The sequence below is a fragment of the Parvibaculum indicum genome (assembly GCF_011762095.1).
Taxonomy (GTDB): Bacteria; Pseudomonadota; Alphaproteobacteria; order Parvibaculales; family Parvibaculaceae; genus Parvibaculum; species Parvibaculum indicum.
The window spans coordinates 275,619-287,677 of record NZ_JAASQO010000001.1; the positions used below are offsets into that span (position 1 = coordinate 275,619).

Here is a 12,059-nt window from a genome sequence, read left to right on the forward strand (position 1 = left end):
CCTTTCAGGCCATTTTCGGAAACGGCCTTCTCCGGTGGAGGAAACGAAAAAGGCCGCCTCGAAGCGGGCGGCCTTTCTGTCGGATCGACGCACGATCTGGTCCAGGGCCACCCTCAGGCGGTCCACCAACCGATCATCTTGTGCGCGACGTAAGTCATTCGATCCTCATTCGTTGAGCGGGAGACTACGCCCGCCCTAGCTTTTCGCCAAGCGATTACTTCGCCTTGCGGTAGTGCATGATGCCCCAGGCGAGATAGCCCTTGTCGGCACCGTTCACCCAGTGCTCAAGACCCTTGATCATGTTGTCGATATATTCGCGGCTCACGCCGACCTCGACAAGCTTGTCATAGTTCTTCTTGAGCTCCTGCCCCACACGGAAATAGTGCCGGCGAAGCTGGTCGACATGATCGTCGAAACCGATCTTCTCGAAGCCCATTCCCGTCAGCGTCTTCTCGTAGAAGCCCGGGGACCCGAGGGTGGACAGGTGAATGCGGTCGAGGATCGGCTGCAGCACATCCGCCGGGCAGTTATCCGACTGCATCGGGTCGGTGAAGATGAACTGACCGCCCGGCTTCAGCACGCGGGCCACTTCTTCCATCACCTTGACGCGATTGCCGCTGTGCAGGATCGAGTCCTGCGACCAGACGACGTCGAAGGAATTGTCCTCCGCCGGAATGTCCTCGAAGCTGCCATGCTTGACCGCGATCTTGTCCGACAGGCCGGCCTTCTCGCTCATCTCGCGATTGATGGCGTTCTGCTTGTCGGAGATGTTCACGCAGGTGACGTGACAGCCATAGGTCTCCGCCAGGTAACGCGCAGCCCCGCCATAGGCGGCCCCGATGTCGAGCACCTTGGTATCGGGACCGAGATTCTCGATCTTGGCCGCGATGGTCTCGTCGGTGCGATGGCTCGCATCGCCGACCGGCTCCACATCGTCCTTGTAGAGACCGATGTGGATGTCCTTACCGCCCCAGATGGTGAAGTAGAACTTATCCGCATCGTCGCTGTCGTAATACTCTTCCGCCTTGGCGACGGCGTTCGCATTAGGACTCGTCATCGTAGGCCTTCTCCGCAACGTGAACGTAAAAGTCGGTTTCCTTCTCGTCGTAGTTCGCCTCGAAGTCGCCATAGGTGGTGATCTTCTGGAAGCCGATCTCATGCATGAGGCGCTTCACATAGGTCTTGCGCAGCGGGAACATGTTGAGGTGATAGACGCTGTCGTCCGGGAAGGTGTAGCGGAAACGCGCCAGCGAGTCGTCGACATGCTCCGGCTCGGCCGTCACCTGGTCGCCGCAATAGTAGTATTTGTGCTTCGTGCTGAAGCCTTCATCCATGATCAGGTCGTAGTTGCGCTGGTCCAGGATGAGGACGCCGTCATGCTTCAGCGCCGCATAGAATTCGGCAAGCGCCCGGCGACGGTCCTTCTCCTCGAAGAGATGGGTAAAGGAGTTACCGAGGCACACGATGGCGTCGTATTTGCCGTGGACGTCCTTGTTCAGCCAGCGCCAGTCCGCGCAGATGGTCTGAAGAACGATGCCGTTGTCGCGGCCATTGTCGAACGCCTTGATCAGCATTTCCTTGGCGCCGTCGACGGTGGTCACGTCGAAACCGGCCTTGGCGAGCTGCACCGAGTGGAAACCTGTACCTGCAGCGACGTCGAGGATCTTGTGCTTGCCGAGCTTTTTCAGCAGGTCGATGAAGAAACGGCCCTCGCCTTCGGCGCGGCCCTTCCAGTCGATCAGCTGATCCCATTTGTCGACGAAGGATTCCGTGTATTCGTGCTGATAGTGATCGGATTCACGAACCGCGAGGGGATCCTCGCCGAAATCCTGTTCTTTCTTGAGTACGGTACCAGACATATTGCCCCTTCAAAAATGCCGACATGCCGGGCGCGCAAAAGCGCGCTCCGCAGTTCGGTCAATTTGTGGCGACACCGACCTCGTGCCGGCGTCATAGCTCTCGATTTTTAAGGTCTGCACGGAGATGAGCGCAGGATGCGCAAGGCAGACCGCACCAAACAGATCGCCGATGGTGGCGACCGCGCAGCATAGGAAGCCGCATAGAGGGTGCTGCCGGGGCCAAATCCTCAATGGACAGCACAGCATGAACGCTGCGCCGGAGAACCCGTCACCCGACGGTCAGGACCGTAACAAAGGCCCTATGAGGTATCAACAGCAGGACGGAAAAACTTTTGAAAACTCTTTGTTTTCAATTCGATATTTCATTTTTCTGAAAAACTTCCTTCAAAAAACCGTTCCTATATGTCGAGCCTGTAGGCTTTTCCCTCGCGCTTCACATAGCCCGCCGTCGGCGCCGCGAAATGCGTTCCGATCACAAGAACCGAGGTTTCCGCGAGGTTTTCGAACATTCTTTCGCGAGTCGCCGTCGATCCGGTCGAGTCGACATCCGCCGACGACGCCCAGTCCGGCCGCGCGAACTGGCAGGGATGGTGGATGAAATCGCCGGTAATCAACGCTTCCTCCCCTTTCGAGGAAATCCTGACGCTGACATGGCCCGGCGTGTGCCCGACGGTGGGAACAAGGGAGACTTCATCGCAAAGCCGGTGATTCATCTCCACCAGATCGACCAGCCCCGCGTCGAAGACGGGCTTCACGGAATCGGCAAAGACAGCAAGCTGCTCTTCGTTCTCGCTCTGGGACCGCCAGTGCTCGAATTCAGGGCGCGCCATCAGATAGCGCGCCTGGGGAAAGGTCGGCACCCATTCGCCATCCTTGAGCATGGTGTTCCAGCCGACATGATCGACATGCAGATGGGTGCACATCACCATATCGATGGAGGACGCGGGGTAGCCCGCCTCCGCCATGCGCTCCAGAAAGGGTTCGTGCCGGTCGTTCCAGATCGGCGCCATGCGGCCCTGCTTGTCGTTACCGAGGCAGGTATCGACCATGATCCGGGCCGACGGCGTATCGACGATGAGGGCGTGAATGCTCATGACGAGCTTGCCCTCCTCCGTCACGAAATGCGGCTTCATCCACTCATAGGGCGCGACCGCCTCCGGCGTCGCCTGGGGAAGGATGAAGCGCGTGCCGCCCGCCATCTCCATCTCGACGATCCGCGTCACGGTGACATCGCCGATACGCCATTGTTCCATTCTCTCCTCCCCTCATCCTTTCGGTCCCTCATCGCGAAACTAGGGCAAACCGGCGCGAGTCTCTCAAAAATTTCATTTTGCAGTTGCGAAAGAGCTCCCCACATGACCCGATAGAACGGTTGCTTACGGAGCTTCCCATGGCCGCGCAGACCCCGTCCCGATCCGACCCGAAACGCTCCGCCCCCTCAAGGGCGGAATGTTCGGTGCTCGTCTTGCAGGGCGGCGGCGCGCTCGGCGCCTATCAGGCGGGCGTCTATTGCGCCCTGTCGGAGGCCGGGATCGAGCCGCAATGGCTGGCGGGGATTTCCGTCGGCGCCATCAACGCGGCGATCATTGCGGGCAACCGACCGGAAGACCGCGTGGAAAAGCTCAAATCCTTCTGGGACCGCGTCTCCGGCTCGCTGCCGGGCGAGCCTTTCATGCCCGGGCTGGAAGCGCGCAGCCTCTATGCGCGTGCCAGCGCCGCCACGGCCCTCGCCTTCGGCATACCGAGCTTCTTCACGCCGCGTATGCCGCCTCCCTTTCTGCACCCCGCCGGCAGCCCCGCCGCGCTCAGCTTCTACGACACCGCCCCGCTCGCCGACACGCTGGAGGAGCTTGTCGATTTCGACAGGCTGAACGGGGGCGATGTGCGGTTCAGCGTCGGCGCGGTGAACATCCGCAGCGGGAATTTCGTCTATTTCGACAATCACGACATGGAGGTCGGACCGAAGCATGTCATGGCCTCCGCCGCGCTTCCACCCGGCTTCCCGCCCATCGAAATCGACGGCGAATATTACTGGGACGGTGGCATCGTCTCCAACACGCCGCTTCAATATGTGCTGGAAGAAGACCCGGTGGACGACATGTGCGTCTTTCAGGTCGATCTCTTCAATGCGCGCGGCCCTCTCCCCCGCACCATCGGCGAAGTGGCCGAGCGCGAAAAGGACATTCGCTTTTCCAGCCGCACACGCCTCAACACCGACGTCTTCCGCCGCCGCCACCGCATGGAAAAGGCCGTCAGCAATCTTTTGAAGAAACTGCCGCCCGAATTCGCCGACGATCCCGATGTGCAGGCATTGCGCGAATGCGACCGGCGTAACGCCATCACCATCATCCATCTCATCCATCGCCGCATGCGCTACCACAATCACGCGAAGGACTATGAATTCTCCCGCGCCACGATCGGCGATCACTGGCAAGCGGGCCGCAACGACGTGACGCGCACGCTGCGCCACCAGGCATGGCGCGACCGCCATCGCCCCGAAAGCGGCATCCAGGTCTTCGACCTGACGCGGGATGCGACCGACTGAGCGTCAGCACTGAAAGGAGTGCAAGCATGAAACTGAAAGACAAGGTTGCCCTCATCACCGGATCGGCGAGCGGCATCGGCAAGGCCATCGCCACCCGATACGCCTCCGAAGGCGCGAAAGTCGCGATCGCCGACCTCGACGCCGACAAGGCGCAGGCAACGGCCAAGGAAATCGACAATGGCAGCAGCGGCGAGGCCATGGCCGTCGAAATGGACGTGACGAACGAAAAGGCCGTGAATGACGGCGTGCAAAAGATCGTCGACAAATGGGGCACGATCGACGTGCTGGTAAGCAATGCCGGCGTGCAGATCGTCAACCCAGTGGAAAATTTCGCCTTCGAGGACTGGAAGAAGATGCTGGCGATCCATCTCGACGGCGCCTTCCTCACCACCAAGGCCTGCCTGCCGCACATGTACAAACAGGGCTCGGGCAGCGTGATCTATATGGGCTCGGTCCACTCCAAGGAGGCCTCGGTCCTGAAATCGGCCTATGTGACGGCCAAACACGGATTGCTGGGTCTCTGCCGCACCGTCTCGAAGGAAGGGGCCGAGCATGGCGTGCGGGCCAATGTCATTTGCCCCGGCTTCGTGCGCACGCCGCTGGTGGACAAGCAGATCCCCGAACAGGCCGAGGAACTCGGCATTTCCGAAGAAGAAGTCATCAAGAACGTGATGCTGAAGCAGACCGTCGACGGCGAGTTCACGACCGTGGAAGACGTCGCCGAAGTCGCCCTGATGTTTGCAAGTTTCCCCAGCAATGCGCTGACCGGCCAGTCCGTGGTGGTAAGCCATGGCTGGTACATGCAGTAATGCGACGGACGGCTCTTGCCGTCATTGTGAGCGCAAGCGAAGCAATCCAGCACGACACGGCAAGGCGTGGATTGCTTCGGTCCCATGGACCTCGCAATGACGGATTTAGAGGCGCGAAAAGGGCCTAGACCTCGCCCGTCAGCCACCGCGCAGCCAGCGCTTCCAGATCGTCGCCGAGGCCCGTGTCGATATCGTCCTGCGCCCCGTGGGAGCACAGGCCGCGCACCAGACCGTCCTTGATCGAATAGCACCAGCCATGGACCCGAAGGTCCTGCCCCTTGGCCCAGGCATCGCGGACGATGGTGGTGGTGCAGACATTGCGCACCTGTTCGAGCACATTCAGCTCGCAGAGACGATCCACCCGGCCGTCCTCATCCTCCGCCGCGTCCACATGATGGCGGTGCAGCCTGTACACGGCACGAATATGGTTGAGCCAGTTGTCGATCAGGCCGTGATCGGCCCGCTCCAGCGAGGCGCGCACGCCGCCGCAGCCATAATGGCCCGTGACGATGATGTGCTTCACCTTCAGCACCTCCACCGCGAACTGAAGCACGGAGAGGCAGTTCAAATCCGAGGCGACCACCACATTTGCGATATTGCGGTGAACGAAGACCTCGCCCGGCGGCAGGTCGATGATCTGGTTGGCCGGAACGCGGCTGTCGGCGCAGCCGATCCAGAGAAACTCGGGCGCCTGCTGTCGGGAAAGACGGTTGAAGAATTCCGGATCGCGCTCCTTGACCCCTTCGGCCCACTCCCGGTTACGCTCGAACAACGCCTTGAGTTCTGGCATTTTCCCCATCCTGCATCCCTATACGAAACCGTCCGCGCGGCGCCGGGGTAGATAGCATTTTTTTCGCGGAAGAAAATACGGGTTAATTTTTACACCACATTTTTGTTGAATGAATTAAAGCACATTTTTTTATTGAATTTTTTGCGCCGCCGTCTCACCTTCTCCCCATCCGACCCCCGCGCCCCCGGCAGATGCCGGCCGGCACGCCGAAACGACTGGTAGCATGTTCCAAGCAGCCGCTCCCCTGGCCCCCTACGCCGTCATCGGCGTCATCGCCATCATGCTCGTACTCTTCGCCACCGAGAGGTTCCCGCCCGAAGTGGTGGCGGTCGGCGGCGTGGGCGTGCTGCTGGCCACGGGCCTGCTCGAGGCGGATTCCATGCTGTCCTCCTTCGCCAATGACGCCCCGGTCACGATCGCAGCCATGTTCATCCTGTCCGGCGCGCTGGTGCGCACGGGCTTTCTCGCCAATCTGACGGCGCGCTTCCAGCGGGCAGCGGAAAACGGAAAACGCGGGGTCTTCTCCTGGCTGATGGGGCTGACCGCCGCAGCCTCCGCCTTCATCAACAATACGCCGGTCGTGATGGTGATGATCCCCATTGTGATGGGCATGGCGGCCAAGCTGAAGACGGCGCCTTCGCGCATGCTGATCCCGCTTTCCTATGCGTCGATCATGGGCGGCACCTGCACGCTGATCGGCACCTCGACCAACCTGCTGGTCAATGGCGTCGCAGTCGCCAACGGCATGGAGCCTTTCGGCATGTTCGAGATCACCGCGCTGGGCCTTACCCTGACGGTTCTCGGCGGCACGGCGATGATGGTGATGGCGCATTTCCTGCTGCCGGAGCGCATGACGCTGGCGGGCATGCTGGGCGAGCGCAAATCGCAACGCTTTCTCACCGACGCGCTGCTCAACCCCGGTTCTCCCTTTATCGGCAAGCGTGTGGGCGACATCGAAACCTTCCGCAAGCGCGACATTCGCGTGGTGGACGTGGTGCGCAACGAACGCTCGCAGCGCCACCGGCTCGACACGCTGGTATTGCAGCCGCGCGACCGCATCGTCTTCGAATCCAGCATGGCCGAGGTGCTGAGCCTGCGCTCGGAGGCGAGCGTTCAGCTTGCGCCCGAAGGCCTCTCCGAAGTCGGCCAGCGCGAGGCCGTGGTGGTGGAAGCGCTGGTTGCGCCCAATAGCGGCCTGATCGGGACGGAGCTGCGACACCAGCGCCTGCGCCGCCGCTATGCGATCTATATTCTCGCCGTGCACCGCCATGGCGAAAACCTGGGCCGCCAGATCGGCGAGATCGCCCCCCAGGCGGGCGACACGCTGCTGATCGAAGGCGCCGCGGAAGACGTGAAGCGGCTGTCGGAAGAGATGAACCTGCTGAACCTCACCGAGCCCGCCGAACGCGGCTATCGCCGCAACAAGGCGCCGCTCGCATTTGCCGTGCTGGCGGGCGTGGTGTTGCTCGGTGCGCTCAACGTGATGCCGCTTTCCGCCCTCGCGGTGATCGGCGTGGGCGTGGTGCTGTTCACCGGCTGCCTCGATGCCGACGACGCCTTCCGCGCGATAGACGGGCGCATATTGGTGCTGATCTTTTCCATGCTCGCCGTCGGCGCGGCACTGGACAAATCCGGAGCGGTGGCGCTCATCGTGAACGGCGTCGCGCCATGGCTGACGGAACTGCCCCCGCTGGTCGCGCTTCTCGCGGTCTATGTCATGACGTCGATCATGACAGAGCTTGTGACCAACAATGCCGTCGCCATCGTGATGACCCCCATCGCCATCGGCCTTGCCCATCAACTGGGATTCGACCCGCGCCCCTTCGTGGTGGCGGTGATGTTCTCCGCCAGCGCAAGCTTCGCCACGCCCATCGGCTACCAGACGAATACGCTCGTCTACGGCCCCGGCGGGTACCGCTTCACCGACTTCATGAAGATAGGCATCCCGATGAACCTCATCGCCACCGCCATCACGGTAACGGTCGTGCCGATGATCTGGCCGTTGTGACAGCGGGAAACGGATACCGCGCGAACGAGCTGACGCCTGCCGCCCATTTCTCGGAAACGGCATCATTCCCTCAAACGCGCATGGATCACTGGTTGCGGGCGACGTGCCGCGCCATTGCCGCGATAACATCGGTTCGAGTGACGATACCGACGATGCGCTCATCTCGCAGCACCGGCACGGCATCGACCTCACCGTCGGCCATCATGGGAAGCAAATCGCCAAGCGATGTTGTTACCGCGGCCCGTGGACCGGTCACATTCATCACGTCTCCCGCGTACACCGGCTTGTCTCTCCCGCGATTGAGCAGGCCTTTGAGTGCAGACAGGAAACCGCCGCCAAAATAGCGGGCGTCATCCCTGGCCCGGGCAATGAGGTGCATCTGAAAGATAACCCCGAGGAATTCCGCATTCGGCCCAACGACCGGAAGCGACGTGAAACGGTGGCGTTTGAACAGCTCCGCAATTTCGATCAAAGGCGTATCCCGCGCCACGGTGATGAGTTCATGCGACATGATGTCGGCTGCCGCAAGCGGGGCCGTTTGATGACTGGCCGCCTGTAATTCCGCTGCGCCGATCAACCGCGCCAGATCCTCGACGCCGAGGTTCAGAGATTGCCGGTAGCGCTGCAGGATGTCGGTGAGCTCGGCTTCGCTGAGACCAAGACGCTCCGCAGGAGGCGGGTCGTATGTACCTTGTGAATTCGTCTCTTCAAATTGGCGGAATGGATAGCGTCGTCCCGTCGTCCGCGCATAGATCCATGCAACGAGAACCAGAAGCGTCGTACCGGCGGCAACCGGTGCCAACGCGAAGCGAAACCCCAATTCATGGATAGCATCCGGGCTCATGGCCGCCGTCATGGCAACCGCCCCTGCCGGAGGATGAACGGCCCGTGCAAGACTCATGAGCGTAATTGCACTTCCGACAGCCAGAGCTATGCGCAAGGCCGGATCGCGGACCGTCAGACAAACGGCAACGCCAACCACAGCTGCAAGTGTATTCCCGACGATTGCCGACCATGGCTGCGCAAGAGGACTGTTGGGGACAGCGAATATCAGGACCGATGTCGCACCGAAAGGAGCGATCAGATAAAGCCCAAGCTGCAGATCCACTGTCGGAGCGAGTACGAGCAATCCAACCAGACCGAGCCCCAGCACCGCCCCGAAGCCTGCCCGAACAGACTCGCGCAAGGAAGCCGCCGCGACTGCAGGGCCCAGAGCGCGCATCAAATGACGCAAGGCTTTCGTCATTCGGATAAATGCCGATCAAACACTGGACGAAGAACGCCGTGCCCCCGGCACTTGTCGGACGCTAAACGGACCATTCAGACGAAGAGAACCATGGAAGTGGGAAAGAACGGAGGGTATCGGGGAAATCGGTCTTTGGCCCCCCGGGCCACCAGCCCGGAAGGCTGGCGGAGAGGATGGGATTCGAACCCACGATACGCGGTTAACGTATACTCCCTTAGCAGGGGAGCGCCTTCAGCCACTCGGCCACCTCTCCACCGCCGTGTATGCCCAAGTTCGGGCGCGGCTTCAAGAGGGCTGACGCGAAAAGCCGGGGATTTTCTTCTCTTTCAGAGATTTAGCGCTTCTTGCCGTGATAGCGGATCAGGCCTTCCTGCGCGACCGAGGCCACCAGCCGGCCATCCCGCGTGAAGATGCTGCCCCGGTTGAAGCCCCGGCTGCCGGAGGCACTGGGGCTGTCCTGCGCATAGAGGAGCCAGTCGCTGGTGCGGACCGGCGCATGGAACCACATGGCGTGATCGAGACTTGCCGACTGGAGCTTGCCCTGCATCCAGCTCACCCCGTGCGGGCGAATGCAGGTGTCGAGCAGCGTCATGTCGGACGCATAGGCGAGAACGCACTGATTGATGGATTCGGTCGTGCCCACATCCTTCACCGCCCGGAACCAGACATGCTGAGCGGGCTCCATGGGCTCGGGATCGAAATAATTCTGCGGGTCGACGGGCCGGATCTCGATGGGACGGGGCCGGGAGAAATGCGCGGCGATTTCCGGCGTGAGCTTGTCTTTCACCGCCTCGCGCAGCTCCGATTCCGTCTTGAGGTCTTCGGGCATCGGCACGTCGGGCATGTCGGCCTGATGCTCGAAGCCTTCTTCCTGAATCTGGAAGGAAGCGGCGAGATTGAAGATCTGCTTGCCGTGCTGGATCGCAACGACGCGCCGCGTGGTGAAGCTCTTGCCGTCCCGCGCGCGGTCCACCTCGTAAAGGATCGGCACTTTCGGGTCGCCCGGACGAATGAAATAGGCGTGAAGCGAGTGGCAGATGCGGTCTTCCACCGTGCGATAGGCCGCGACCAGCGCCTGACCGATCACCTGGCCGCCGAATACGCGCTGCCAGCTCACATCGGGGCTGTGACCCCGGAAAAGGTTCTGCTCGATCGGTTCGAGGTCGAGTATCTGAATCAGGTCTTCTACGGCGTCCGGCATGGTCCCATCCATCGCGAAAAAGCTAGCGGAATGGGCCGGAACATAGGCTCAAACGCGCCTGCCCGCTACCCTCGGGCCGAGGCGCCTGCCGCGACGGGCTCTTACTGACTGGCGAGCCACTCGCGCGCCTGGCGTTGCGCTTCGGCGACCTCGCCCTGCGACATCTCGCGGGCCAGTTCCGCCCGGTAGTCGCGCGCCGGTATGTTGCCGCGCATGGCCGCCAGATTGAACCATTTGTGAGCCGTGACGAGATCGACGTCCACGCCGCGTCCCGTCGAATACATCAGGCCGAGATTGAAAAGAGCGTCACCCGAACCGCCCGGCGCCCCAAGTTCACTCTTGTCGGCAACGTCGAATTGCATACGAGCCATGGTTTCAAAACCCCCATAAACAGGCCGGACGCGTCTTGTGCGTGCCCGCCGGCTGGCTGTTCATGATCGCAAGGCCACCCCTTGCGTCATTGAGGATGCTTTCATGACCGTTTTGAAAGAATGGTTAACGCCGCGCCCGGGAGTGACGCAGCTTTACAACAATTCGACCTGAATTGACCGAAATCAGACGGAAGGTATTTCCATACCGCGCTGCACGGCGGGACGCGCCCCGACTGTCTTCAGCCACCGCTCGACATTGGCGCCCTCGCCCACAATATCGGGCTTCGCCTGACGGATAAGATCGAAACCGACCGCCACCCAGGGATAGGTCGCCATATCTGCGATGGAATAATCCCCGCCCAGATAGTCCGCCTGCCCCAGACGCCCGTCCATCACCTTGAGGAGGCGTGCGCTCTCGCTCACATAGCGGTCGATGGCATAGGGGATCTGCTCCGGCGCGGTGTTCAGGAAATGATTGGCCTGCCCCATCATCGGGCCGACCCCGCCCATCTGCCACATCAGCCATTCCAGCGCCTTGGCGCGCTGACCGCCCTTCGCGGCAAGAAACTTGCCCGTCTTCTCGGCGAGATAGATGAGGATCGCCCCGGACTCCATCAGCGTCAGCGGCGCACCGCCGTCGCCGTCCCGGTCCACGATGGCCGGTATACGGTTATTGGGCGCAATCCGCAGAAAGTCGGGGTCGAACTGCTCGTTATTGCCGATATCGACGGCATGCACTTCGTAAGGCAGGCCGGTCTCCTCCAGCATGATGGAGACTTTGCGCCCATTGGGCGTGGTCCAGGTGTAGAGATCGATCATGAGGGCCTCCCGGCGGCATGAATGGCGTAACCAGAGCGATATGGGCAGCGTGACGGCGCATTGCCAGCAATACATGCCGCATCGCCGGGATTGCCGCTCGCAATCCGGGATGAAACTCGTCTAGCGCACCTCGAAACGGCCGGAAACCGGCTCGACGGCCTCGACCTCCTCCACGGCGCGGACCGTGGACATGCGCGGCCCTTCGCGACATGCGACGATCATCTCGGCGACGCTCTCCGCGGGCCCCGAGAAAACCGCTTCGACATCGCCGTCGGGCAGATTGCGCACCCAGCCGGACAGGCCGAGAGCGGACGCCCGACGCACCGTCCAGGCGCGGTATCCCACGCCCTGAACCTCGCCGCTGATCCGCACGCGCACGGACCGCTTGTCGACCATCTGCGCCTTCCTTCC

At 61.6% G+C, this 12,059-nt stretch carries 13 protein-coding genes and 1 tRNA gene; 4 read left to right on the top strand and 10 right to left on the bottom strand.

Translation table 11 applies throughout. The annotated features are described in order from the left end of the window. Nucleotides 1-214: 214 nt before the first annotated feature. The 3 genes from FHS78_RS01365 to FHS78_RS01375 all read right to left on the bottom strand — a co-directional run bounded on the left by FHS78_RS01365 (nt 215) and on the right by FHS78_RS01375 (nt 3,112). Complete coding sequence (locus FHS78_RS01365; RefSeq protein ID WP_167089500.1) at nt 215-1,057, bottom strand: SAM-dependent methyltransferase; 843 nt, start codon at nt 1,055-1,057, stop codon at nt 215-217. After that, a complete protein-coding gene (locus FHS78_RS01370; protein WP_167089502.1) occupies nt 1,044-1,859 on the bottom strand; it encodes a glycine/sarcosine N-methyltransferase in 816 nt (271 codons plus the stop codon). The genes FHS78_RS01365 and FHS78_RS01370 overlap by 14 nt, the downstream gene beginning before the upstream one ends. Nucleotides 1,860-2,257: 398 nt before the next feature. Continuing rightward, nucleotides 2,258-3,112 (bottom strand): MBL fold metallo-hydrolase, encoded by an 855-nt coding sequence (locus FHS78_RS01375; protein ID WP_167089504.1) that lies wholly within the window; start codon nt 3,110-3,112, stop codon nt 2,258-2,260. Nucleotides 3,113-3,249: 137 nt separating this feature from the next. Here FHS78_RS01375 and FHS78_RS01380 point away from each other — a divergent pair, with 137 nt between their 5' ends. Both FHS78_RS01380 and FHS78_RS01385 read left to right on the top strand, forming a co-directional pair. Continuing rightward, nucleotides 3,250-4,404, top strand: coding sequence for a DUF3734 domain-containing protein (locus FHS78_RS01380; protein WP_167089506.1), 1,155 nt, complete (start codon nt 3,250-3,252; stop codon nt 4,402-4,404). A 26-nt stretch (nt 4,405-4,430) separates the two neighbouring features. After that, the gene (locus FHS78_RS01385) at nt 4,431-5,213 is read left to right on the top strand and encodes a 3-hydroxybutyrate dehydrogenase (RefSeq protein ID WP_167089508.1); all 783 of its coding nucleotides are present in this window, start codon (nt 4,431-4,433) and stop codon (nt 5,211-5,213) included. Between the two features lie 124 nt (nt 5,214-5,337). Here the strand turns inward: FHS78_RS01385 and can are convergent, their stop codons facing one another. Further along, on the bottom strand, nt 5,338-6,003 hold the full coding sequence (can, locus tag FHS78_RS01390; RefSeq protein ID WP_167089510.1) for a carbonate dehydratase: 666 nt from the start codon (nt 6,001-6,003) through the stop codon (nt 5,338-5,340). Between the two features lie 223 nt (nt 6,004-6,226). Here can and FHS78_RS01395 point away from each other — a divergent pair, with 223 nt between their 5' ends. Next, complete coding sequence (locus FHS78_RS01395) at nt 6,227-8,011, top strand: SLC13 family permease (RefSeq protein ID WP_167089512.1); 1,785 nt, start codon at nt 6,227-6,229, stop codon at nt 8,009-8,011. An 85-nt stretch (nt 8,012-8,096) separates the two neighbouring features. Here the strand turns inward: FHS78_RS01395 and FHS78_RS01400 are convergent, their stop codons facing one another. From FHS78_RS01400 to FHS78_RS01420, 5 genes are all read right to left on the bottom strand, one after another. Beyond that, nucleotides 8,097-9,257, bottom strand: coding sequence for an HPP family protein (locus FHS78_RS01400; protein WP_167089514.1), 1,161 nt, complete (start codon nt 9,255-9,257; stop codon nt 8,097-8,099). 162 nt (nt 9,258-9,419) lie between these two features. Then, a tRNA-Ser gene (locus FHS78_RS01405) sits at nt 9,420-9,510 on the bottom strand. A gap of 81 nt (nt 9,511-9,591) precedes the next feature. Further along, nucleotides 9,592-10,458 (bottom strand): acyl-CoA thioesterase II, encoded by an 867-nt coding sequence (gene tesB / locus FHS78_RS01410; protein WP_167089516.1) that lies wholly within the window; start codon nt 10,456-10,458, stop codon nt 9,592-9,594. Between the two features lie 101 nt (nt 10,459-10,559). Further along, nucleotides 10,560-10,829 (bottom strand): SEL1-like repeat protein, encoded by a 270-nt coding sequence (locus tag FHS78_RS01415; protein WP_167089518.1) that lies wholly within the window; start codon nt 10,827-10,829, stop codon nt 10,560-10,562. Nucleotides 10,830-11,012: 183 nt separating this feature from the next. Then, a complete protein-coding gene (locus FHS78_RS01420; protein ID WP_167089520.1) occupies nt 11,013-11,648 on the bottom strand; it encodes a glutathione S-transferase N-terminal domain-containing protein in 636 nt (211 codons plus the stop codon). On the opposite strand from FHS78_RS01420, the gene FHS78_RS19565 reads away from it, so the two are divergent. Further along, nucleotides 11,647-11,772 (top strand): hypothetical protein, encoded by a 126-nt coding sequence (locus FHS78_RS19565; RefSeq protein ID WP_281356543.1) that lies wholly within the window; start codon nt 11,647-11,649, stop codon nt 11,770-11,772. The two genes, FHS78_RS01420 and FHS78_RS19565, sit on opposite strands and share 2 nt — an antisense overlap. On the opposite strand, the gene FHS78_RS01425 is transcribed toward FHS78_RS19565, so the two are convergent. Beyond that, nucleotides 11,769-12,044 (bottom strand): acylphosphatase, encoded by a 276-nt coding sequence (locus FHS78_RS01425; protein ID WP_167089523.1) that lies wholly within the window; start codon nt 12,042-12,044, stop codon nt 11,769-11,771. The two genes, FHS78_RS19565 and FHS78_RS01425, sit on opposite strands and share 4 nt — an antisense overlap. Nucleotides 12,045-12,059 lie beyond the last annotated feature (15 nt).